The following is a 23,440-nucleotide window of genomic DNA, read 5'->3' on the forward strand; positions in this document are numbered from 1 at the left end:
CTTCATGTTGCGGATGCCGTTGAGGTTGGTCTGCAGCTTGGCCAGCTCCTTGTGCAGCAGGATCTGCTCCTTCTTGGGCAGCAGGGCCATGCGGCCGTCGGCGTCCATGGCCTCCAGCTCCTCCATGCGCTTCACGCGGGTGCGGATGGTGGCGAAGTTGGTGAGCATGCCGCCGAGCCAGCGGGCGTTCACGTAGGGCATGCCGCAGCGGTTGGCCGCCTCGGAGATGGCCTCCTGGGCCTGCTTCTTGGTGCCCACGAACAGCACGGTGCCGCCCTTGCGGGTGAGGTTGCTCACGAAGCTGTAAGCGGCGTCCAGACCGTAGAGGGTCTGCTTGAGGTCGATGATGTAGATGTCACCGCGGCTGCCGAAGATATACGGCTTCATCTTGGGGTTCCAGCGGCGGGTCTGATGACCGAAGTGAGCGCCCGCGTCGAGCAGGCTCTGGATGCTTACCTTGGTAGGCGTTGCCATAGCATTCTCCATTCGTTAGTCCTCTGCCCGAGGTCTTCCCAGTTCCCGCAGCCTTTTCCGGTGGCCACTCGCGAGACCCGGTCGCCCGAGCATGTGTAATAGTTACCGCTGCATCAGCGCCTTCGCAGACACAGCCTGTCTAAAATACCACAATCGCGCACCTTTGCAAGAGAAAATTCGGCGGCTACACAGGGCGGACACCTAGGACAGGTATTCAGACCCGCGGGCCTGCTCGATGGCCAGCATGGCCTTCACGTTGGCCTTCTCGGCGGCGTTCAGCTCGTCCTCTTGCAGGGCATCGAACTCCTCGGGGGCAATAGTGCCGTCGTACCAGTCCTTGCTCCCGAAATATTCCTGCAGCTCTTCGCTGTTGAACTGACGGCCGTGGCGGGCAAACACCTCGTTGCGCGCGAGGAACAGCTCGCGATCGCTCAACTCTTCCAGCTCGGCCTTGGAGTATTTGCGCGTGTCGCTCTCGGGAAGAACGTAATCGTCCGCCGCTGCAGAAGCTGCTGCGTCCGTGGCACCCTCGTCCTTCGCGCTCTCCTCCCCTTCGGCAGACGGAGCGCTTGCCGCTTCCTCAACTGCCATGTCAGCCACCTTGGCGGGCTGGGCGCGGGGAATCCAACGGGACGTATCGGGGTAGCCGTTGGTGAACATGAGGTAGTCCACGTGCAGGGCGGAATCGGGCGCGAACACCGCGAGCTCCACTTGCGGGTTCAGGGGATCGGCCACAAAGAGGAAATCTTGGCGCGGCTGGGTGCTGTCCTTCGGCAGGAAGATACGCGTGTAGGAGATTTTCCCCTTGCCCTTCGTCGTCCCGTCCTCGGTGAAAACCGGCGTCCACGACACCAGATTACCGTGGTCATCGTACTTGAACGAGGTCTTGTCCACCACGGGGCAGGCAAGCTGCGTGCCGCGGTTCCCCGCCTCGCGATCGCGCCTCACATTGGTAAGCGCGCCTTGTTCGTTGTAGGAAAGCGTCTGCTTCATCGAACCTGCCGTCGCAAAGTCGCCGCTGAACGACGTGACGTTGCCCGCTGCATCGGTGGCGATAGCGTAAGAGGTAACGAGTCCCATAAAAGCATCGTCGCCGCTGGCCTTTGTCAGCAGGCCATCCTTGTAGGTAAGCGAGCCGTCGCGCTCACCGCCCTTTATGGCCGTCACCTGCCCCTGCTCGTCGTAGCTGTAGGATTTGTAGGGGCCTTTCACTAGGCGGCCTTCGCTGTCATAGGCGTACTCGTCCGCCTCGTCCACCCGTTGCGCGTACACGACGCGATCCACCTGCTGCTGGTCGTTGTACTCAATGCCCAATTCCACCGTGTCGATATCCGGGCGCCAATACACACTCGCCGCGTTCATCAGCCCATTGTCCCCGTAAGAGTAGGTCCAGGTGGCGTCCTTGGCATCGCCGAAGCCATCGGTGACCAGCTTCGTCAGGCGCCCCTGCTTGTCGTATTCGGCGGTGCCCTCGCAATCCATGGGGCCGATGGCCTCATAGGCGGGTCGATGCCAGCTGAACTCGGTGACGAGCCAGCGCTCCTGCACCTGGGTATCGTCCAAGCCGTTGAACACCACTGCATCCTGGGCATTAACCGAGGCCAGGTTGGTGCAACCGGTCACATCTACGCCCTTCAACTGCTTGCAGGACGAAAAGTCCGCCTCTTTGAGGGCCTGGTTGTCGTTCAGCTGCACCACCTGCAGGTGGGCGCAGTCGTTCACGTTCAAGCTGGCAAGCTGGGAATTATGGGACAGGTCCAGCTTTGCCACCGCCGTGCCCGCTACATCGAGCGTGGTAAGCCCTGGCACATCGGACACTTCGACAGAGGCGGTCGCTCCCGTCACCGTCAGCGAGTCCAACTGGGGTAGCTGACCCAAGCCCGAAACCGCCGATGCGTTTTCTACGTTGAGCGTCGTGGCGCTTTCGATCTCTGCCACAGAAAGCGTACCCGAACCGTCGGCATCCACCTGCTCGGCCACCGCAGCCGCAACCCCCGCATCGGGGAATGCCTCAGCGATGACGAGTTCCGTGGTTGCAGGGTCGGCCGCCGATCCGCCCTCTTGCAACGCCTGTTCCTCGGACGCCGAGGAGGCGCAACCCGCCAGCGCCAGAGCGAGGGCTAGCGGCAAAGCCAGAGCCAGCGGCCTGACAGCAACTGCGCCGCTCCAACAGAACCGCTCGTCAAGATGCGCGGCCCTCTCGGAGAACCTGCCCTCTCGATCTTCCGAACAAAACCTCACCATCAATCACCCTCTCTTCAAACCAATGCGGGCCGAGAACACTCTCGGCCCGCATGAACCTTACTACTTGGGAAGCCAACACCCCTGGTTAGATGTACTTTTTGAACGTCTTCGAGCTATAGGCATGCATGGTGTAGCCCTTGCCCGTGCCCATAAGAGCCTTCTTCTTAGCGGCGTACTTCTTGGCACTTACCTCCTTGTCGTTGATTCGATAGCTCGCTTTTCCCGTACTTGTATGCGAAGCATCTATGGACGTGAGCCAGTAAGCGCATTTCTTTGACAGCTTGCCTTTGGAATACTTCCAGAAAGATAGATCTTCATAGCCGTGAGAAAACCCTTGATCGGTGTACTTGCTGCCCTTATAGATATGGGTATACGCATCATGGAAATAGGGCGCAAACTCGGTGTTATCGAGCACCTTCTTCACTTTGCCACTCTTTATGGTATAGATAGTGGTCGTTTCGCCATATCCGTCGCCGACGGCAGTGTTGTGCTTAGCGCTTTTGTCTTCGTAACGAACAATGAGCTCGTCGACACCGTTCTTATCGATGTCCGCAAAGGCGAAGTAAGTCTTGTTGGACGCGTAACTTGTCTTCAGTCCGTACGACTTATTCTGCTTATCGATCGCTTTCGCCTGCTTTTTCATCTTGGCGTGATAGCTCTTGATCGTCTTCTCGTACTTTTTATGCTGCGCTTTCTTCTTGGAACTCGCCGCATAGGCGTCATCGGCGCACAACCCCGACAGCCCCAACGCCACCGCAACCAGCAAGCTAACCGCCAATGCCATAAGCGCTTTCCCAGAGAAATCCCAACGAGTGATACGTTCCATACGCTTTCCTTTCTAAAGGATCGTTTTCTTTAGCCCCAGTTGCTTACGAACGCGAAAAGTCCCTAGAGAGATTTCGGCCAAGCTTGTTTGGGCTTCGACCAGGGAGAATAGATGGTGCTCTTGCCTACCTTCTTGTAGCTGCGAACCCATACCACATCGCCGTTGCTGTCACCCCAGATGCGCCCGGTGACTTTAGTGCCTTTGCCAACCTTCTTATACCAATAGTAATTGTCGTAGTTGTTCGGAAGCATTCCGGAAGCCCAGGAGATCTGGTACCCCGACACACCAGAAACCTTCTTGGTCAACTTAACCTTGAAGCCTCCCGGCACGTTCTGGATCTTAAACTTGGGAGCTTTGGGCGTGATCCAGAAGGTCTCCTTGACCGTGCCCTTATAGTTTCCCGTACCCTTGATGGTGACGGTGTATTTGCCGATCTTCTTCGGGCTCTTTTTTGAGTAGGTGATCTTGAAGCCGCCTTTCGACTTCTTCGCCTTGTTCAGCACTACCTTGCGGCCCATCGTCACTGTAACGGAGGGCTTTAGTACCTTGCCCGTATAGACCATGCGCGCTTTGGACACACTGACAGTGACCCAGTCGTCGCTGATGCTGAGGGGCTGGATCTTGAACTGCTTAGTAACCGCGCCTGCATACGCGCCCTTGCCCGTTATTTTCACCGTGGCAGTGCCAGCGTTTACGTTGTTGGAGTAAGCCACATCGTAGTCGAACCATGAATCAAGATAACGACCGTCTTGCATGACTTCGATATAGGGCTCTTGTTTGCTCCCATCGTAGACGCAATCGTTGTCATCGATCATGATCTTTGCCGTCGAGATGTCGATGGACGCATTGTCAGCCGCATAAGCCGGTTGGCCCCAAGCAATCACAAGGAGCGCGACAGTCACCGCGGCCGCAAGAATCCAGCCCAACCTCTTTCGTGCCATAGGTTGACCCATAACGCTTTCTCCTCCTTCTGTCCCCTGCTGAAACAGTTTGACCACCGTCGCCTCGGCTAACTTAAGCCAAGGTTCACAGACGGATTAGCCCTATTTGACAAAATGTTAGCATCGGACCAGAGAAAGATAGGGTGTTGTTTTCCCAGGTAGATTGTTCGTTGCAATAATATGATGACTTGTACGCACGTTTTTCTGCTTGTCGGAAAAATGGCGCACGATGCCCTGCGGCGCTCCTGCATCTTAAGGCTGTTCCCGCATTGCGCTCAATTAGTCGTTCGTCACGTCCCCGCTGCCGGAAAGCGAAATGGGGTCGCCGAGGAACGTGGGTTCCGGCTGCATGATGGCCGAGAAGAAGTCCTTGACCCGGGCGAGCACTTCACGGACGTCGCGGGCTTCCTGTCCCGCATAGGGGCGAAGATCGGCCGCAACGCCGTAGGCGTCCAGACCTAAGCTGTGGGCCAAATAAAGCGCTCGAGGCAAATGATAGCCCTGGGTGACCACAAGCACGCGCTTGGCGCCAAACACATCGCGGGCACGGGCCATGGTCTCGTAGGTGGAGAAGCCGGCGTGGTCCATGAACACGTCCTCGGAGGGGACGCCTGCGTCCATCGCCACTTCTTTCATCTTCCCTACTTCGTTGTAGTCGACCTTTCCATGGTCGCCGCTCATGAGCAGCTTCGGCGCGGCGCCCTGCTCATACAGCTCGATGCCCCGCGCAATGCGGTCGGCCAACATAGGACTGGGACTTCCGTCGGGGTAGACCCCGCAGCCTAAGACGATGATACAGTCCGCTTCGGGAACCTCCGCGACCTGCTCCATCGTAAGCACACGCTCCTCCGTCGAAGCGCGCACCCAGGCATCGATAGCGAACACCGCCGCAACGGCCAACAGCAGCACCAGAACCAACGCCGCAAAAACCGCCAGAACCATCTTTGAGCGTCGCGCGCCAACAGCCATGGGACTCCCTTCTCTCAGCTCCATGGTAGAGCCCGAGAAGGATCCACGCAACTCGCCCTCGTCATTCTTAAGGACTCGTTAAGAGGTAAGGACAAGCCATGGCGCGAGCCGTTGGCGGTGCATAGACAACGAGACCCGCCGAAGCGGGTCTCGTCTCATACCGTGCCGACAAGATCTGCGGCCCGAAGGCCGCATTCCCTAGTCCTTATACTGGCTCTCGTGTTTGCGGAAGAAGTCGAAGCGCGGGGGCAGTTCGTGGACGCGGTGGGCGCCGGCGTCGATCTCGATGGCCGGGCACAGCTCGTCGTTGGACTCGAAGTCGTAGTTCCAGCTGAAGAAATCATCGAACTCGAAGCTCATATAGTCGCAGATCTTCTCGCAGCCCACGGGCACAATGGGATGCATGAGCAACGTGGCCACGCGCAGCAGGTAGAACGAGTCCAGCAGCACCTGGCGGCGCTCGCCAGCGTCCTCCGACGCCTCGGCGCGCTTGATGCCGTCGGCCCAGTACTTGTTCGACCAGCGGATGAACTCGTCGCACAGCGACATGACCGAGTGCAGCTCCACCTTGTGCATCAGCTCGTCGTAGGCGCGCAGCGTCTCGTAGGCCTTGTCCTTCACCGCCGGCGTCGGCGCCCCCAGGGGCATGCAGGCATCGAAGTTCTTCTGCGCCTCGTAGAAGCAGCTGCGGGCCAGGCGGTTGAACACGTTGGTGAGCAGCGCTCCCTCCTTGAGCGCCGGGTCGGCCACGCGCGGGTCGTTGCGCTTGCTCTCGTCGGGATCGAAGGGCTTGGGGGAAAAGCCCACGGATTTCTGGTCGAGGCCCAGGGCCAAGAAGTGCGCGCGCAGCTGCTCGGGCGTGTAGTGCTCCAGCAGCTCCTCCCCCGTGGGCGGCTTCACCGCACCCGAGGACGAGGCTTTCTTCTTCCCGAAGAGCATGTGGTGGTTGGCCACCAGCGTGGTCTGGCGCATCTGGGAATCGGGGCCCTCCACGAACAGGCCGCCGGGCTTCAGGGCCTCCCACAGCGCCGGCTGGGCCACGCCGTAGAAGTACAGGTTATCCTGACCGATGAACTGGTAGACCTGGGCGTCGTCAGAGCACCAGAAATCGCGCCAGCTGGTGCGCGGCAGCCCGCGCTCGTCGTTGGCAGCGATGGTGAACGAGATGGGCGCCCACAGCGACTCGGGCCAGCACCACACGGTAAGCCCCTGCACGTCATCGATGACCGGTGCGCGCACGCCCCACTCGATGTTGCCCGTAATGCGGAAGGGCACGAGCGTCTTCGAGGTGCGGAAGCGAATACCGGCCCCGGCCAGCACCGCGCGGGCCTCGTCGCGCTCCTCGATGGTGGCGAACTCGATCTCGAAGGACTGCTTGCCCTTCTCGGCGTCGCGATAGGCATGGGGCGGCAGGCTGTCGGCCAGGCCGAGGTACTCGTCGTAGTGCTCGTTCTTCACGAAGATGACCGGAGGCGCCAGGAACTCGGAGATGGTCTGGGGCACCACGGGGCGCACCTCGGGATCGGCCCGCAGCTCGTCCACATAGGAGCGCAGGAAGTCGGCGAAATTCGGCAGGTCGAAGTACCAGTTCTCCACGGGGCGCATCTCGGGCTTCGTGCCCGTCAGCGTGGACACCGGACTGATAAGGTCCACGGGCGCATACTGATGGCCCAGGTCGCACTCGTCGGCGTAAGCGTGCTCGGACTTGCAGCCCTGCACCGGGCAGCGGCCCTGCACCTGGCGGCCGTTGAGGAACGTGCCGGCCTCGGCGTCGTAGAACTGCAGGGTGGAGTCGAGCTTCAAGTGGCCGTTCTGGTACAGGCGCGTGATGAACTCGTCGGTGATCATCTGGTGCACGTCGCCGGCATGCCCGATGCCCGAGCCATCGTAGATGTCGAGCTTCACCTCGAAGGCCTCGAGCGTGGCCTTCTGACGCTCGTGGTTGGCCAGCACGTAATCGGCGATGGTTCCCTCGAACTCGCCCGCCTCCACCAGCTTGCGATAGCCCTCGTTGATGGGGCTGCCGAAGCAGTCGGTGCCCGAAACGAAGCGCACGTTCTCGGCGCCGATGCGATCGCGCAGGAAGCGCGCGAAGGCGTCGGCGGGCACAAACACGCCGCCGATATGGCCGAAGTGCAGGGGCTTGTTGCCGTAGGGCATGCCCGCCGTCACCACGGCGCGGCGCGGCCAGGAAACGCGGGTGTTATCCTTCAAGTCCGACACGGTCTTCCAACTCCTTCAAAGCAGTCGAAACGCTGTTCTCGTCTTTCTCGCCCATGATATCGAGCAAGCGGGACAGCTCGCTCGAGGACGACTGCAGATACACCGTATCCGCATCGGCAATGCCCGCCAGCGAGCACGCCTTCGCCACGGCGTCCTCCAAGGTGCCGATCTCGTCGACCAGGCCATTGTCCACGGCGTCGAGGCCCGTGAAGGACAGGCCCGTGGCCAGCTTCTTCACATCCTCGACCGGCATGTCGCGACCCTCGGCCACGGTATCGATGAACACCTGGTTGATCTGGTCCACCTGGGCCTGATAATAGGCGCGCTCCTCCTCCGTCAGAGGACGCGATCCGGCGCCAGCATCCTTGGCATCCGCCGAGGTGATGTTGTCCACGGAAATGCCGAGCTTCTCATAGAGCCCCGACAGATCGGTGATGGACATGATGACGCCGATGGAGCCCACCGAAGACGTCTTGCCCGTGTAAATATAGTCGGCCTGGGAGGAGATCATGTAGGCAGCGCTGGCCGTAATGGAGGCGCAGGACACCACCACCGGCTTCGAGAAGTCCTTCACGTAGCCGGCCATCTCCTCGCCGGCCGTGGCCACGCCGCCGCCGGAGTTCACCCGCAGCACCACAGCCTTGATATCAGGGTTCTTCTCGGCAGCCTCGAGCTGGGCGCGCAGACCCTCGGGGCTCGAGGTGGTGCCGTCGTACTGGATGGTGCCGTCGATGTTGATGATGCCCACGGTATCGCCCGTCACCGTATCGGCCCAGGAGGAGCCCGACGACGAGAAGCCCATGGGCGTGCTCATCACCGCCGTGCAGGAGCCGATGGTCATGACGCCCAGCAGGAAGAACAGAACGACGGCCACCAGGGCCACAATCCACGCGCGGCTCTTCTTAGGCGCCGGGGCGGCGTAAGCGGGAGCCGTATAGCCATAGGGGCTTGTCGGCGTCGCCGGCTGCGGCGCGGCGTAGGCCTGCCCGTAGGATGCCTGCGAAGTCGGCGACGCCGCGTAGGCCTGGGCATAGGGCGTCGTTGGCGCGCCGGCCGCCGTCTGGGCGCTCGAAGCGCCCTGGGAGGCTGCGGCCGGCTGACCGCCCGGAGCCTCGGACGGCGCGGCTTCGGAGCCAGTGCCCCAGGCAGCGCTTTGCCAGTTGTTTGGTTCGGTCATGGGGCCCTCTACAATTCTGCGTTATCGTCGATGCGGCCCTGCTGGGTCTGCATCTTCTTCGCCATGCGCAGCAGGAACTCCTGATTGGAGTTGGTCTGCTTCAAGGACTTGATCAGCATGTCCATGGCGCGCTCGGTGCTGTTGGTATTCGACAGGATGCGGCGCACGCCCCAGATAAGGGGGGCCTCCTGGCCGTCCATGAGCAGCTCTTCCTTACGAGTGCCCGAGGTAATGGGATCAATGGCCGGGAAGATGCGGCGGTCGGCCAGGCTGCGGTCGAGCTTGAGCTCCATGTTGCCCGTGCCCTTGAACTCCTCGAAAATGACCTCGTCCATTTTCGAGCCGGTCTCGATAAGAGCCGAGGCCAGAATGGTCAGGCTGCCGCCGTGCTCGATGTTGCGGGCCGCGCCCAAAAAGCGCTTGGGCGGGTAGAGCGCCGTGGAATCCACACCGCCGGACAGAATGCGGCCGGACGCCGGCTGCACCAGGTTGTAGGCGCGGGCCAGACGGGTGATGGAGTCCAGCAAGATGACCACGTCCTTGCCCTGCTCCACCAAACGCTTCGCGCGCTCGATGACCAGCTCGGCCACTTGGATGTGGTTTTCCGAGGGCATGTCGAAGGTGGACGACACCACTTCGCCGCGGATGGAGCGCTCCATGTCGGTAGCTTCCTCGGGACGCTCGTCGATGCCCAGGTACATAAGGTGCACCTCGGGGTTGTTGGCCGAAATGGCCGCGGCGATGTCCTTCAGCACCGTGGTCTTGCCGGCCTTCGGCGGCGACACGATCAGGCCACGCTGGCCCTTGCCGATGGGGGCCGTCAGGTCGATGACGCGGGCCGTGGTGGTGTTCTTGCCGTGCTCCATGATCAGGCGCTCATCGGGGAACACCGGGGTGAGCTCGGAGAACTTCGGGCGCAGGGCCATAAGCTCGGGCGCGGCGCCGTTCACGGAGGTGACCTTCTGCAGGGCCGCGAACTTATCGTTGGGACGGGCTGGACGCGTCTGGCCCGTTACCATATCGCCCTTGCGCAGGCCGTTCTTGCGAATGGTGGCCAGGCCCACGTAGATGTCGTTCTCGCCCGGCAGGTAGCCCGAGGTGCGCAGGAAGCCGTAGCCGTCGCCCATGATGTCGAGCACGCCGGTGACCTCGGTGAAGCCCTCGGCCTTGCAGGTGGCGGCGTACACGGCGTCTACCAGCTCGGCCTTCTTCATGCCGGCGGCGTCCAATCCCAGCTCGGCGGCACGGGCGCGCAGCTCGGCCACCTTGAGCTCGGCCAGCTCCTCCTTCGTGACCGAAGGCTGGGGCTCGCGATTGCGGCTCTCGTGGCGATTGCGCTGCTGACGGTTGTTGCGATCGTGCTGGTTGTTCTTCTTGTTCTTGTTGTTCTGCTTGCCCTGATTGCCCTGGCCGTTCTGGCCCTGGTTGTTCTGGGAAGCGCGGCGCTCGGCACGGCCCTCCTGCTCGTCACGGGTGTGCTTGCGCACCACCGTGGTCTTGCGGGCGGGCTTTTCCTTGGACGACGCGTCGGCCGGCTTCGCGCCTTCGGCCTCGGAGGCCTGGGGCGCCTCGACGGCTCCCTCAGCGGGCGCGTCGACGGCCGCATCGGCGGCGTCGGCCTTCTTGCGGCGGGTGGCGCGCTTGGGCTTCTCGGCCGGCGCCTCCGCTGCGGCCTCGGGGGCTGGGGCATCCTCGGCTGCGACTGCCTTCCGCGTGCGCGTGGTGCGACGCGGCTTGGGGGCTTCCTCAGCGGGCGCGACCTCTACCGCCGGCGCTTCCGCTGCCGCCTCGTCGGCCTTGGCCGTGCGGGTGGTGCGGCGGCGGGTGGTCTTCTTCGGAGCCTCTTCCGCAGGAGCCGCGGTCGTTGCCTCAGCAGACTCTTCCGTCTTCTTGCGGCGGGTGGCGCGCTTGGGCTTCTCGGCCGGCGCCTCGGCGGCGCCGGTATCGGTGGTGGTCAGATCTTGGGTTTCGCTCATGCGTTCTGCACTTTCTCCCAGTCCTTAAGGAACGACTCGAGGCCACGGTCGGTGAGCGGATGCTTCACGCACTTCTGAAGAATGCCGAAGGGCACCGTGGCAATGTCGGCTCCCATAAGGGCAGCCTGGGTCACATGGTTGGCGCTGCGGATGGATGCAGCGATGATCTCGACTTTCTCACCGTTGACGGTGTCAGCGGTGAAGTCGTAGTTGCCGATGGCGGTGACCACATCGTCGAGCTGGGCGATACCGTCCTCGGAGATGTCGTCGAAGCGGCCCACGAAGGGCGAGATGTAACGGGCGCCGGCGCGGGCGGCCAACAGCGCCTGGGGCACGGTGAAGCACAGGGTCATGTTCACCGGGATGCCCTCGTCGGCCAGGGTACGGGTGGCGGCCAGGCCCTCCACCATGGTGGGGATCTTCACCACGACGTTGGGGGCGATGGCGGCCAGCTCGCGGCCGTCGCGGACGATTTCGTCGCGGGTCATGGCCACGGACTCAGCGGACACGGGGCAGTCGGGACCCACAATATCGCAGATGCGCTTGATGTGGGCGTGGAAGTCGTCCAGCTTACCGCCGATGCGCGAGTAGAGCGTCGGGTTGGTGGTGACGCCGGCCAGGGCTCCCCAGCTTGCAGCCTCCTCGATTTCGGCGAGATCGGCCGTGTCCAGGAAAAACTTCATGTGGTCCTCCTTAGGCAGGGACTGAAAAAGGGTCTATGCCTCCAAACAGGACAGTCGCCATGGCGCACCTTGAGCCCGACCGAGAGAACGTTGCAATGCTGGATATACGGGAATATGGGAAGGAATAACGCATACCGCGACAGAATTTTGGATGCGCGCTCATAGTACCGCATCCAACGGCGGCGCACAACAAAAACCAGAATAAAGGCCGTTTATTCGGAAAGGGAGCGGTAGAAGCAGCTGCGCGCCCCCGTGTGGCAGGCGGGGCCGGCCGGATGCACCCGGGCCAACAGCGTATCGGCGTCGCAGTCGTAGCGCAGATCCACCACCTTCTGGGTGTTCCCGCTGGTAGCGCCCTTGTGCCACAGCTCCTGCCGGCTGCGACTCCAAAACACGGTCTCGCCGCGCTCCAGCGTAAGCGCCAAGCTCTCGGCGTTCATCCACGCCATCATAAGCACCTCGCCCGTCTCGGCATCCTGCACAATACAGGGAATAAGCCCCTGGTCGTTGTATTTTAGCTCGGGAAGATTCACTGCTGGCTTCCTCCTACAACCTTACGGGAATGCCGGCGGCTCGCATGGATTCCTTCACTTGGCGGACGGTCAGCTCGCCGAAGTGGAAGACGCTGGCGGCCAGCACGGCGTCGGCCTCGCCTTCGATGATGCCCTCGGCGAAGTGCTCGAGCTTGCCCACGCCGCCGCTGGCAATGACGGGGATGTCCACGGCCCGCGCCACGGCCCGGGTCAGCGCGCAGTCGAAGCCGTCGCGACTGCCGTCGCGGTCCATGGAGGTAAGCAGGATCTCCCCCGCTCCGCGCCGGGCCGCCTCGCGCGCCCACTCAACGGCGTCGATACCCGTGTTCTTCCGGCCGCCGGCCACGTAGACCTCCCACTTGTTGGGATTGCCCGGCACCGCCTTGGCATCGATGGCGCAGAGGATGGCCTGGGTGCCGAAGGCCAGGGCCGCATCGGTGATGAGCTGCGGGTTGGCCACAGCGGCGGAATTTACCGACACCTTGTCGGCGCCGGCGGCAATCATCGTGCGAATGTCGGCCACGCTGCGAAAGCCGCCTCCCACGCAATAGGGCAGGTGCAGTTCCGCCGAGGCGTGGCTTGCCAGGTCCACCGTCGTAGCGCGATCGTCACTCGTCGCCGTGATGTCCAGGAAGATGACCTCGTCAGCCTTCTGCTCGTCGTAGGCGCGAGCCAACTCGATGGGATCGCCCGCATCGCGCAGGTTCACGAAGTTGACGCCCTTCACCACGCGGCCGTCTTTCACATCCATGCAGGGAATTACTCGTTTTGTCAGCATGCTCTCTTCTACCTGTCCGTTCTCGTGCCAGGGGGTATCCTGATTCGCTCAAACAGTCCTCGCTTTGGAAAACAGTCCACTGGACTGTTTTCGTCGCTGCGGAACTCGCTCGGTCAGGACACCCCCTGTCCCGAGAACTACACAGCCTTGGGGAGACATCAGGCATCTCCCCAACTGCTCTTCCTTACTCCATGGCAGCCAAGGTTTCGCCCTGCCGCTAGCCCTCCAAATCTTCCAAGCTTAGGGGCTTTTCCTCTTCCTGCAGCTGGTCGGACAGCTGCAGGGTTCCCTGACAGGCGGCCACACCGTCGGCAACCGTCAGTGTGCCCTCGTAGATGGCACGACCGGCGATAACACCCTCTACCGCGTCGGCGATGGGCGCCAAGGCGCGAATATCGGCCGCCGTGGCAATGCCGCCCGACACGATGACCGGGTTGCCGAAGGCCTCGGCCATGGCGGCGTAGGCTGCGGGGTCCACGCCCGTTTGCATGCCGTCGCGGGCGATGTCGGTGTACACCACGTGCTCGTAGCCCAAGGCTGCCATGCGGCGCGCCAGCTCGGTAGCGGCCACGCCGGAGCCTTCCGTCCAGCCCGTCACGGCCACTTCGCCGCCCTTGGCATCGATGCCCGCTACCAGGGCATCCGGGCCGAACTTCTCGATGGCCGCCTGGGCAAAATCGGGGTCGCGCACCAGGGCGGTGCCCAAGATAACGCGGGTAGCACCGGCATCCAGCAGGCGATCGGCCACTTCCAGGCTGCGCACGCCGCCGCCCACTTCCACCTTGAGCTTCGTGGCGGCCAGAATGCGGCGCACCACCTCGATGTTGTCGGGATTGCCCGATTTGGCGCCGTCCAAATCCACCACGTGAATCCAGCCGGCCCCGTCCTCCTCGAACAGCTGCGCCTGCAGCTCGGGCTTGTCGTTGTAGACGGTTACCGCGTTGTAGTCGCCCTTGGCCAGGCGCACCGCGCGGCCGTCCAGAATATCGATGGCAGGAAGCAGGTACATGACGTGTCCTCTCGTTAGGCGCCCCGCGCTTCGCGGGCGATGGTTGCGAAATTTGCCAGCAGCTGCGCACCGGCGTCCGAGCTTTTCTCGGGGTGGAACTGCACGCCGAACACCGGCGCCCCCGGCACCTGCACGGCGCAGGGAAACGTCACCGAATGGGTGGTCTCGGCAATGGTGGCCGCACTGGGCGGCGCAATGAAGCTGTGGGTGAAGTAGAAGAACTCGCTGGGAGCGATGCCGGCGAACAGCGGCGACGGTTCGCCGAACTCCACGGAGTTCCAGCCCACATGGGGCACTTTGTAGGCGCGTCCTTCGCTGTCAGTGCGCGGCAGCGCGCCCACGCACCCGGGAATGAACCCGAGGCCCCGCGGGTTGGGGCCATCTTCCGGGGCATGCTCCACGCCCTCTTCGAACATAAGGTGCATCCCCAGGCAGATGCCGAGAAACGGCGCGCCAGCCGCCACGGCCTCGCGCACGGCATCCATCTGGCCGAGCGCCTCCATGGAGGCCGCCGCATCGGCGAAGGCCCCCACTCCCGGCAGCACCACGGCATCGGCGGCGCGAATAAGGGCGGCGTCATCGGTCACGCGCACCGCGGCTCCCGCGGCCGCCAGGCCGCGCTCGACGGAAAGCAGGTTTCCCTTGTGGTAGTCAACAACAACTATCAACTTTGTTTTACTCCCATCACAGTCAAAGTCAGCGAGGTCTCGACGGGTCCGTTCGTCCCGTTAGGGCAAACGAACCTACAATACGCCCTTGGTCGAGGGCGTCTCGTCGGCCAGGGCCGGATCAATGGCCACGGCTTCGCGCACAGCCCGCCCGCAGGCCTTGAACGCTGCTTCCAGGATATGATGCACGTTGTCGCCGGCCAACTGGCGCACGTGAAGCGTAATGCCGGCATTGGTAGCCAGGGCGATGAAGAACTCGCGGGCCAACTGGGTGTCGAAATCGCCCAACATGCCAAAGGGCACCTCCACGTCCCAGTGCAGCTGGCCGCGCCCGGAAATGTCCAGGGCCGCCAGCACCAGCGCCTCGTCCATGGGCACGAAGGACGAGCCGAAGCGCGTGATGCCGCGCTTGTCGCCCAAGGCCTGGGCCAGGGCCTGGCCCAGCACAATGCCCGTGTCCTCCACGGTATGGTGGCCGTCCACCTGCAAGTCGCCCTCGGCCTTCACCGTCAAGTCCAAACGGCTGTGACGTCCGAAGGCCGTCAGCATGTGATCGAAGAACCCGATGCCCGTGGATACGTCCACCTGGCCCGTGCCATCCAGATTCACCGCCACCTCGATGGCGGTTTCCAAGGTGCGACGCTCCACCGCTGCCGTTCGTGCCATGGCTCTCCCCTTCTCTTACGCGCCCAGCGACTGGGCGGCCTGCGCCTCGCGGCGCTTCGCCACGAAGTCGCGCAGGGTGCGAATGAACAGATCGTTTTGCTCCGGCGTGCCAATGGTGGCGCGCAGGCAGTTCTCCAAAAGCGGCGCCGAGGAGAAGTCACGCACCAGCACCCCGTGCTCGTACAGGTACTCCCAGGCCGCCCCCGCGTCCTCCATACGGAACAGAATCCAGTTGGAATCCGATGGGAAGGGCGTCACGCCCCCGGTGGTGCGCAGCGCCTCCATGACGCGGCCGCGCTCCTCGATGATCTGGCGAATGCCCGGCTCGAAGCGAGCGCGGTTCTCGAAGACCACCTCGCCGATGGCCTGGGACACCGCGTCCACCGAGTAGGGCTGGCGCACCTTCAGGAACTCATCGATGACCCCCGGGTTCGCCAGAATGTAGCCCAGGCGCACCCCGGCCAGGGAAAAAGCCTTCGAGAACGTACGCAGGATGACCAAATTCTGATGATCGGCTAGAAGCGGGCGCACCGTGGCGCGCGAGAACTCGAAGTAGGCCTCGTCCACCATGACGAGCGCATCGGTGGCGGCCAGAAGCTTTGCAATGAACTCAGGCCGCGCCTGCTCGCCCGTGGGGTTGTTGGGGCTTGTCACAATAACGAAGTCGATGTCGCCCTCGGCCACGCGCGCGAGCACCGCCTCTTCGTCGATGGAGAAGTCGTCGCGCCGGGCCACGTCCACCACCGTGGTATTCGTCAGGCGCGCGTTGGCCGCGTACACCGAGAACGTGGGCGGCAGGTTGAGGAAGGTGCGTCCCGGGCCACCCCAGGCCAGCGCCAAGTCGAACAGCAGCTCGTCGCCGCCGTTGCCCAAAAGCACGCAGCCGCGATCGAGGCCGTTGGCCTCGGCGATAAGGTCGCGCAGCTTGTTGGCCAGAGGGTCGGGATAGCGGTTGAAGGGCACCTTGGCGATGGCGCGGGCGATAAGCTCGCGCACCTCGGCGTCCACATCGCTCGGATTCTCGTTAGCCGAGAGGAACGCCTCGGCCGGCAGGTACTTCGGGTCGTAGGGAATAAGCCCTTCCAACTGCGGCGCGGGCTTGCGCACCTTATTCATCGGACGCGCCCTCGCCTTCTTCCACGCCGGCCGCCTTGGATGCGCCCACGGCCGCCTGCTCGGCATCGAGGATGTCCTGCAGGCGCAGGGCCACCGAGCGAGCATGGGCCCACAGGCCCTCATGGGTGGCAATCTGCACCACGGCACGGGCGTCGTGCTTGAGCGCCGCGGGAGTGTACTGGATGATGGAGGATTTCTTCACGAAATCGTCCACGGAAAGCGGCGAGGAGTAGCGGGCCGTGCCGCCCGTGGGCAGCGTGTGATTGGGGCCGGCCACGTAGTCGCCCACGGCCTCCGGGGTCCACTCGCCCAGGAAGATGGCGCCGGCGTTGCGGATGGCGCCCAGGTACTCCATGGCGTGGGCCACATGCATCTCCAGATGCTCCGGCGCAATGACGTTGACGGCCTCCAGGGCCTGCTCCATGGAAGTGCACACCACAATCAGGCCGTGATCGTCCAGCGAAGCGCGGGTGATATCGGCGCGGGTGGAATCCTCCAGGTGCTTGGCAATGGCCGCCTCCACCTCGTCGGCGTAGGCCTCCGAGAACGTGACCAGATAGCAGGCGGCCAGCGGATCATGCTCGGCCTGGGCCATGAGATCGATGGCCACCAGGCGCGGATCGGCCGTGTCGTCGGCCACCACGCACACCTCGGAAGGGCCCGCGATCATATCGATGCCCACATCGCCCGACACGAGCTTCTTTGCCGCCGCCACAAAGGCGTTGCCGGGACCGGTGATCTTCGCCACGGGCTTGATGGTCTCGGTGCCGTAGGCCAAAGCGGCCACGGCCTGGGCGCCGCCCACCGTGTAGATTTCCGTGACACCGGCAATTTTGCAGGCCGCCAGAATGGCCGCGTCCAGGGTGCCGTCCTTGGTAGGCGGCGTCACGCACACAATGCGCTCCACCCCGGCCACCTGGGCCGGCAGCGCGTTCATGAGCACCGTGGACGGGTACAGGGCGCGGCCGCCGGGCACGTAGATGCCCACGGAATCGAGGGGCGTTACCTTCGAGCCCACAATGGCACCGTCCTCGCGGGCGAAAAACCAGCTCTGCTGCTTTTGGCGCTCGTGGAAGTCGCGGATCTGGCGCGCCGCATGGTGCAGGGCCTCGAGGGTATCGGGGTCTACCTGCGCCACCGCCGCGTCAATAGCCTCGGCCGGCACGCGGAAGTTCTCGATGAGCACGCCGTCGAACTGCTCGGTATAGGCGCGCAGGGCCGCATCGCCCTCTTGACGCACGCGCTCGATAATGGCCGTGGCCGCCTCCAGGGCGCCGGGGTTGAAGGCCCCCGTGCGGTTGATGAAATCGCTGGTGAACGGCTCAAGAGGCTGCAGGGTAATGCGACGCATGGATGACTCCTTTACTTAGGACGGCTGAGACGGATTGGAAGCGCCGGCAATGGGCGCGTAGGTGTTTTCCTTGGCGTGGGCGGCCAGGGCGCGGGCCAGGGCCACAATGCGGCCGTCGGTGCGCAGCGAACAGCCGTTGGCGAAGAAGCGCGCCGTGGAGGCCAGCACCTCTTCGACGATGTCGAGGTTGTTCTCGCGCAGCGTGGTGCCCGTAGCGGTAATGTCCACAATGCGCTCGGCCATGCCCGTGATGGGGGCGAGCTCGATATTGCCGTGCAGGTACACAATATCCACCTGGGTGCCCGTTTTGGCGAAGTGAGCACGGGTGATGGAGGGGTACTTCGTGGCAACGCGGATGCTGCCCAGCTTGCGGTAGCGATCCTCGATAGCCGCCGTGGTGCCCGCCGATTCGGCCACCACGAAGCGGCACTCGCCGAAGCGCAAATCTACGAGCTCCACCACATCGGCCCCTACCTCCAGCAGGGAGTCCTTGCCGCAAATGCCGCAATCGGCGGCACCCAGGGCCACGAACACCGGCGCATCGGAGGGGCGCACGATGATGTAGTCGACGCCGGGGTTGGAAATAACCAGTGCGCGCCCGGGGTTGGCCAGGCCCGTGGTATCGAGCCCCGCCTGGGCCAGACAGGCAATGGCGTCGGGGTTGAGCGAGCCTTTCGGCACGGCAATGCGCAGGGGCCGCTCCCCGGCGGGTGCCTCGGCCGCTGCGGCGGCCGACATGGCCTGCTCCAGGTAGAAAGCGAAACCCGCCGCCGGGCGATCGGCCCCGTAGGCGCCGATCATGCGATCGTAGCGACCGCCCGATCCCAAGGGGCTGCCCAACGAAGGCGCATAGGCCTCGAACACAATGCCCGTATAGTAGTTGAACGAACTGACGAGCGAGAAATCGATGAGCACGCGATCGGCCAGGCCGGCTTCGGCCAGCAGACGATAGGTTTCCTCGAAGTCGTCGAGGTCGGCCGTGCAGCCCAGAGGCGCCACTAAAGCGCGCACCTCGTCGATGGCCTCCTGGCCACCACGGATATGGGCCAACTGGCGAATAGCCGCCACATAGGCCGGCGCCGCCGCCCCCGGTTCAGGGCCATCGGCATCACCGGGCGTATCGAGGGCGCACAGGCGATCGAGGGCCACAAAGTCAGAGTCATGGTAGGCATCGAGCACGGCAGCAGCCCAGGGCTCCGCGGCCCCTGAGCGCTCGAGCAACGCCCGCAGCACGCCCACCGTGGCCAAACCCAGCAGAAACTCGCGGACGCCCGCCAAAGTAAGTGCCTCGGCGAACAGCTCGATGATCTCGCTGTCGGCCTGCGGTCCCACTTCCCCGATGCACTCGACACCGCACTGGGTAAGCTCGCGAGCCATCACCTGATTGTCGGTTTCCGCCTCGCGAAACACACGCTGGGTATAGCGAAAGCGCAGGGGCCCTGGCTCTCCCGACAGGCGCGTGGCGCACATGCGGGCAATCTGTAGCGTCACGTCGGGGCGCATGGCCAGCAAGTCGTCATGGGAGTCGAAGAACTTGAAGGGCGACGCGGGCATCCGACCGCCGGCGCGCATGACGTCCATGACCTCGAGCGTGGGCGTCTCGATGGGCTGATAGCCCCGAGACGCGAACAAGTCGGCCACGGCCCGAGTAATGGCCTCGCGCACCTGGGCCTCGTCGGCCAGCACATCGCGAAATCCCGCAGGAGTGGTTACGTTCACCGATAGTTCCTTTTCCTAGTTTCCGTGGAGCTTCCCATACTACGCCCCTTCGCACGCCCGTGGTTGAGCCCGCGGCAAAAGGCGCAGTATCAGCGGATCAGGCACACGCCGACTCGCCGTTTGATACTTTATCACAGTAGAGTGATAAAGCAATGATGATCTTTCTGGAAAGCTTTGAACTAGGCGAGCGGCTCGATGAGCATGGCGCGCAGAATGCCCGAGGTCTCATAGGCGCGCTTGCCCGCTCCCATGCCGATGCCCTTGATGGTGAAGCGCTCGGGCAGCTGGCCCTGGGTACGCAAAGCCGCCACCACAGCCGCCCCCGTGGGCGTCACCAGCTCTCCCTCCACCGCCACCGGCGTCAGAGGAATGTCATGGGCCTGGGCGATAAACGCCGTCGCCGGCGCTGGCACGGGAATAAGGCCGTGCTGGCAGCGCACGGTGCCGCGGCCGCAGGGCAGATCGGTCACCACCACGCCGGCAGGAGCCAGCTGGTCCACCGCCACGGCAATGGCCACGATATCGGCGATGGAATCCACCGCCCCTACCTCATGGAAGTGCACCTCATCGACGGGGATGCCGTGGGCCCGGGCTTCGGCTTCGGCCACAATGGCGAACATGGCAGTCGCCAGCTGCTTTGCCCCTTCGGTCATAGACGCCGCCTTGATGATCGCCTCGATATCGCGCAGACCGCGATGGGCGTGAGCGGTGCCATGATCGTATGAGTGGGAGTGGTGGTGGTCGTGAGCGTGGCCGTGATCGTGGTCGTGATCGTGGTCGTGCGCGTGATCATGGGCGTGGGAGTGACTCGGGCCGTGCAGATAGGCCATATCGTGATCGTGGTTCTCATGCTCATCATCGAGCACCACGTTGAAGTCGCACGCATCGAGGCCCGACTTCACCACTCGCGTAATCTCAACGGAGAATCCCTCCACGGGCAGGCTGTCCAACGCTTGGCGCACCACGGCCTCGTCGGCTCCTAAATCCAGCAGAGCAGCGGCAGCCATGTCACCGCTGATGCCCGCCGTGCACTCCAGGTACAAAAGATCGTTCATTGCGTTACGCCCTTTCCGCCACTCGGCTATTCAAGTGGTTGATGCTGCTGGCTTGGAAGGCGGCACCGAAGCCGTTGTCGATGTTCACCACCGATACGCCGCTGGCGCAGGAGTTCAACATGGCCAGCAGCGCCGTCACGCCGCCGAACGCCGCACCGTAGCCCACCGAGGTAGGCACCGCAATAACCGGGCACGACACCAAGCCGCCCACGACGCTGGCCAGCGCCCCCTCCATGCCGGCCACGGCAATCACCACCCGTGCGCCCTCGAGCACGGGGGCGCAATCGAGCAGGCGGTGGATGCCGGCCACGCCCACGTCGTAAAGACGCTCCACCCGATTGCCCAGAAACTCCGCCGTCAGTGCCGCCTCTTCGGCCACGGCAAAATCGCTCGTGCCGGCAGCGGCCACCACCACGAGCCCGTCTCCGTCCGCTTCGGGCATATCCCCGAACACCAGCAGGCGCGCTGCGGGGTACGCCGCCAGCGGCACGGCATCGGGGCCCTGGGCCTTCCATCGCTCCCCCACCGCCGCGGCTTTCGCCTCGTCCACCCGCGTCGCCAGCACGCGCGGCTGACCCGCGGCCAGCAGGGCTGCCGCAATGGCCGCAATCTGATCGGCCGTCTTTCCCTCTCCGTAGATAACTTCACCGGCTCCCTGGCGGTCAGCCCGTCGGTAGTCGGGCCGCGCGAAGGCCGTGCCGTCGGCGACCACTTCTTTCGGCGCCGACGCGTCGCGACAGCCTTGCGCTTGCCGCGCCTCCCTGTCCCCTTCTGGCGCCCGATGATGCTCGCACTTCATGGCCATGCTCCTCTTGTTCGCACGCTCTTTGCAGCCGCGCCTCTGAGGCGCGGCTTCCACTTTCCCAACCATGATAAATGCTGGAGTTAACTCCCAGGACGAAAAAAGAGGACAAAAGAAACGGCGCCCCTTCCAGAACGCCGTCGCACGCAACCGTTTGAGCCCTGCTTCTATTCCTCGGGAAGCAGCCCGCGCTCGCTTTCGGCCATGACCTCGTCGTAGTGGTCGATTTTGAACTGCAACCGCGTAAGGGCGCGCTCAAGGTCTTCGATACGCTGGCGAATTTCCTCGCTCTGGCGCATGAGCAGCTCTTTGCGCGCCTGAGTGGTAGCATCGCCCTGCTCGAGAAGATCCATGTACTCCACCAGCGATTCAATGGTCATGCCGGCATCGCGCATGCACTTGACGAATTCGACGGCGTTGCAGCTCGCCTCGTCGTAATCGCGAATACCGCTTTTATTGCGGGGGACATGGCGCAGCAGCCCGACGCGCTCGTAATAGCGCAACGTATCGGTGGAGACACCGTAGCGTTTGCTGACTTCCGCAATTTTCATCTGATCCCCTTCACCAACGCAGTCGCACGACTATTTAAGCTGACTGCGTGTTAATTAGACCATATGGAGTATGCTACAAGTCAAGTGAAGCGTATCGAGTTTCCGATGGAAATTGACCGTTCGTCGGCCCTAGGCTCCCTGGGCGGCAAGAGCATCGCGCAACCGACGCAGCGCGTTGCCCCGATGGGAGATGCCGTTCTTCTCTTTCTGGGACACCTCGGCCAAGGTGCGCGCGCTCTCATAGGCGTCGGGCAGGAACAGCGGATCGTAGCCGAAGCCCTCGGATCCCCGCTCCTCGAAGCCGATAGCGCCCTCGATGGTGCCGCGGGCCACCGTCTCGGCGCCGTCCTCGTCGATGAAGACGAGCGTGCACACGAACCGCGCCGCACGGTCGGCAAGCGGCCTGTCGCCCAGTTCGCGCAGAAGCTTCGCGTTGTTGGCGGCATCGTCGCCATCGGCACCGGCGTAGCGGGAGGAGTACACCCCGGGCGCTCCGTCGAGGGCATCGACTTCAAGGCCCGAATCGTCGGCAAGCACTGCCACGGGGCGCCCCAAAGCCTCCTGGGCCGCCGCGCGGGCCGCTTTGGCCTTGATGCGACCGTTGCCCTCGAAGGAATCGGCGTTTTCCTCGGGGTCGGACACCAGGCCCATATCGCGCAGCGTCTTGAACTCCCAGCCCTCGAAGTTAAGGGCGGTGCTGATCTCGGACACCTTGTGCGCGTTGTTCGTAGCTATCAACACGGTTTTCATCGCGATTCCTTTCCGTTTGCGCCTTATACAGCGGGCAGATCGACATGCTCGACCACATCCATGGGGCGCGACAGTACGCGACCGCCGAAGCGACGAAATTCCTCGGTGTCGACACCCGTCGTGAAAAACGAGGCCGTGGGCATATGACCCGGCTCGGCATGGGCGCCGCGGCGCGTGAGAATGTGGTCCACATCCCGCGCCGTCTCGTCAGCCGAGGAAACAAGCGTCACGGGGCGCCCCACCACGCCGCCGATGAGCGCCTTCAAGAGCGGATAGTGGGTGCAGCCCAGCACCAGCGTGTCGATCTCGCAGCGACGTAGGGGCTCAAGGTACTGGCGGGCGATGTCCTCGAATTCGGGGCGGATGTAGACCTTCGTGGCCTCGGCCATGAAGTCCTCGATGGGGCCCTCGGACATGCGCAGGCCCATCTCGGCAATTTCCACAAAGCGCGGCGTGGCCGTCGAGAACACGGTGATGCCCGCGTCAATGTGGCGGATGGCATCGGCATAGGCGTTGGAGTCGACCGTGCCCTTAGTGGCGATGACCCCCACGCGGCGATTGCGCGTCGTGTGGGCCGCGGCGCGCGCCCCGGGCTCCACCACACCCACCACGGGCACATCGAACACCTGCTGGGCATGGACCAAGCCGGCAGCCGTCGCCGTATTGCAGGCGATGACGATCATCTTCACGTCGCGGCCGGTGAGCCATGAGCAAATTTGCTGCACAAAGCGATCGACTTCCGCCTGATCGCGCGGGCCGTAGGGGCAGCGGGCCGAGTCGCCGAAGTAGACGATGCTCTCCTCGGGCAGACGGCGCTGCAGCGCCCGAGCCACGGTAAGGCCGCCGTAGCCGGAATCAAACACGCCGATGGGACGGTTGTCGAAACCCGTCCCATCGGCCGTAGTAATTTGTAAGTCTGCTGACGCCAT

22 protein-coding genes are annotated in these 23,440 nt (G+C 63.5%); all 22 read right to left on the reverse strand.

Annotated elements, in window-relative coordinates; all coding sequences use genetic code 11:
* Positions 1 to 486 (reverse strand): 30S ribosomal protein S2 (rpsB, locus tag QZ307_RS05030; protein WP_295996744.1); only part of this gene is annotated, 486 nt, incomplete at its 3' end.
* 189 nt (positions 487 to 675) lie between these two features.
* A complete protein-coding gene (locus tag QZ307_RS05035; RefSeq protein ID WP_295996748.1) occupies positions 676 to 2,604 on the reverse strand; it encodes a YARHG domain-containing protein in 1,929 nt (642 codons plus the stop codon).
* Between the two features lie 199 nt (positions 2,605 to 2,803).
* Positions 2,804 to 3,544, reverse strand: coding sequence for a hypothetical protein (locus tag QZ307_RS05040; RefSeq protein ID WP_295996754.1), 741 nt, complete (start codon positions 3,542 to 3,544; stop codon positions 2,804 to 2,806).
* A gap of 62 nt (positions 3,545 to 3,606) precedes the next feature.
* Positions 3,607 to 4,497 carry a hypothetical protein gene (locus QZ307_RS05045; protein WP_295996756.1) on the reverse strand — a complete coding sequence of 297 codons (891 nt, stop codon included), beginning with the start codon at positions 4,495 to 4,497 and terminating at the stop codon, positions 3,607 to 3,609.
* Between the two features lie 267 nt (positions 4,498 to 4,764).
* Positions 4,765 to 5,454 carry an ElyC/SanA/YdcF family protein gene (locus tag QZ307_RS05050; protein WP_295996759.1) on the reverse strand — a complete coding sequence of 230 codons (690 nt, stop codon included), beginning with the start codon at positions 5,452 to 5,454 and terminating at the stop codon, positions 4,765 to 4,767.
* A 198-nt stretch (positions 5,455 to 5,652) separates the two neighbouring features.
* The gene (locus tag QZ307_RS05055; protein WP_295996762.1) at positions 5,653 to 7,677 is read right to left on the reverse strand and encodes a class I tRNA ligase family protein; all 2,025 of its coding nucleotides are present in this window, start codon (positions 7,675 to 7,677) and stop codon (positions 5,653 to 5,655) included.
* Positions 7,658 to 8,854: a signal peptide peptidase SppA gene (sppA, locus tag QZ307_RS05060; protein ID WP_295996765.1), complete on the reverse strand. Its 1,197-nt coding sequence runs from the start codon at positions 8,852 to 8,854 to the stop codon at positions 7,658 to 7,660. The genes QZ307_RS05055 and sppA overlap by 20 nt, the downstream gene beginning before the upstream one ends.
* Positions 8,855 to 8,862: 8 nt before the next feature.
* Positions 8,863 to 10,830, reverse strand: a complete 1,968-nt coding sequence (gene rho / locus QZ307_RS05065) for a transcription termination factor Rho (RefSeq protein WP_295996768.1) — start codon at positions 10,828 to 10,830, stop codon at positions 8,863 to 8,865.
* On the reverse strand, positions 10,827 to 11,513 hold the full coding sequence (locus QZ307_RS05070) for a transaldolase family protein (protein WP_295996770.1): 687 nt from the start codon (positions 11,511 to 11,513) through the stop codon (positions 10,827 to 10,829). Before QZ307_RS05070 ends, rho begins: the two co-directional genes overlap by 4 nt.
* Before the next feature lie 212 nt (positions 11,514 to 11,725).
* Entirely contained in the window at positions 11,726 to 12,046 is a 321-nt protein-coding gene (gene hisI / locus QZ307_RS05075) for a phosphoribosyl-AMP cyclohydrolase (protein WP_295996773.1), read from the reverse strand.
* Between the two features lie 13 nt (positions 12,047 to 12,059).
* Positions 12,060 to 12,824 carry an imidazole glycerol phosphate synthase subunit HisF gene (gene hisF / locus QZ307_RS05080; RefSeq protein WP_295996776.1) on the reverse strand — a complete coding sequence of 255 codons (765 nt, stop codon included), beginning with the start codon at positions 12,822 to 12,824 and terminating at the stop codon, positions 12,060 to 12,062.
* Between the two features lie 217 nt (positions 12,825 to 13,041).
* The gene (gene hisA, locus QZ307_RS05085; protein WP_295996779.1) at positions 13,042 to 13,833 is read right to left on the reverse strand and encodes a 1-(5-phosphoribosyl)-5-[(5-phosphoribosylamino)methylideneamino]imidazole-4-carboxamide isomerase; all 792 of its coding nucleotides are present in this window, start codon (positions 13,831 to 13,833) and stop codon (positions 13,042 to 13,044) included.
* 14 nt (positions 13,834 to 13,847) lie between these two features.
* Positions 13,848 to 14,501, reverse strand: coding sequence for an imidazole glycerol phosphate synthase subunit HisH (hisH, locus tag QZ307_RS05090; protein WP_295996782.1), 654 nt, complete (start codon positions 14,499 to 14,501; stop codon positions 13,848 to 13,850).
* Between the two features lie 75 nt (positions 14,502 to 14,576).
* Entirely contained in the window at positions 14,577 to 15,167 is a 591-nt protein-coding gene (hisB, locus tag QZ307_RS05095; RefSeq protein WP_295996784.1) for an imidazoleglycerol-phosphate dehydratase HisB, read from the reverse strand.
* A 15-nt stretch (positions 15,168 to 15,182) separates the two neighbouring features.
* Positions 15,183 to 16,283: a histidinol-phosphate transaminase gene (gene hisC, locus QZ307_RS05100; protein ID WP_295996785.1), complete on the reverse strand. Its 1,101-nt coding sequence runs from the start codon at positions 16,281 to 16,283 to the stop codon at positions 15,183 to 15,185.
* Positions 16,276 to 17,634, reverse strand: coding sequence for a histidinol dehydrogenase (gene hisD, locus QZ307_RS05105; RefSeq protein ID WP_295996787.1), 1,359 nt, complete (start codon positions 17,632 to 17,634; stop codon positions 16,276 to 16,278). The genes hisC and hisD overlap by 8 nt, the downstream gene beginning before the upstream one ends.
* A 15-nt stretch (positions 17,635 to 17,649) precedes the next feature.
* Positions 17,650 to 19,353, reverse strand: a complete 1,704-nt coding sequence (gene hisZ, locus QZ307_RS05110; protein WP_295996789.1) for an ATP phosphoribosyltransferase regulatory subunit — start codon at positions 19,351 to 19,353, stop codon at positions 17,650 to 17,652.
* Between the two features lie 179 nt (positions 19,354 to 19,532).
* The gene (locus QZ307_RS05115) at positions 19,533 to 20,408 is read right to left on the reverse strand and encodes a LarC family nickel insertion protein (protein ID WP_295996791.1); all 876 of its coding nucleotides are present in this window, start codon (positions 20,406 to 20,408) and stop codon (positions 19,533 to 19,535) included.
* 4 nt (positions 20,409 to 20,412) lie between these two features.
* Positions 20,413 to 21,207 carry a nickel pincer cofactor biosynthesis protein LarB gene (gene larB / locus QZ307_RS05120; RefSeq protein ID WP_295996793.1) on the reverse strand — a complete coding sequence of 265 codons (795 nt, stop codon included), beginning with the start codon at positions 21,205 to 21,207 and terminating at the stop codon, positions 20,413 to 20,415.
* A 170-nt stretch (positions 21,208 to 21,377) separates the two neighbouring features.
* Positions 21,378 to 21,761 (reverse strand): MerR family transcriptional regulator, encoded by a 384-nt coding sequence (locus tag QZ307_RS05125; protein WP_295996795.1) that lies wholly within the window; start codon positions 21,759 to 21,761, stop codon positions 21,378 to 21,380.
* Positions 21,762 to 21,890: 129 nt separating this feature from the next.
* A complete protein-coding gene (rdgB, locus tag QZ307_RS05130; RefSeq protein WP_295996796.1) occupies positions 21,891 to 22,511 on the reverse strand; it encodes an RdgB/HAM1 family non-canonical purine NTP pyrophosphatase in 621 nt (206 codons plus the stop codon).
* A gap of 23 nt (positions 22,512 to 22,534) precedes the next feature.
* Complete coding sequence (murI, locus tag QZ307_RS05135; RefSeq protein ID WP_295996798.1) at positions 22,535 to 23,440, reverse strand: glutamate racemase; 906 nt, start codon at positions 23,438 to 23,440, stop codon at positions 22,535 to 22,537.

The sequence above is a fragment of the uncultured Adlercreutzia sp. genome (genome assembly GCA_910585575.1).
GTDB lineage: Bacteria > Actinomycetota > Coriobacteriia > Coriobacteriales > Eggerthellaceae > Adlercreutzia.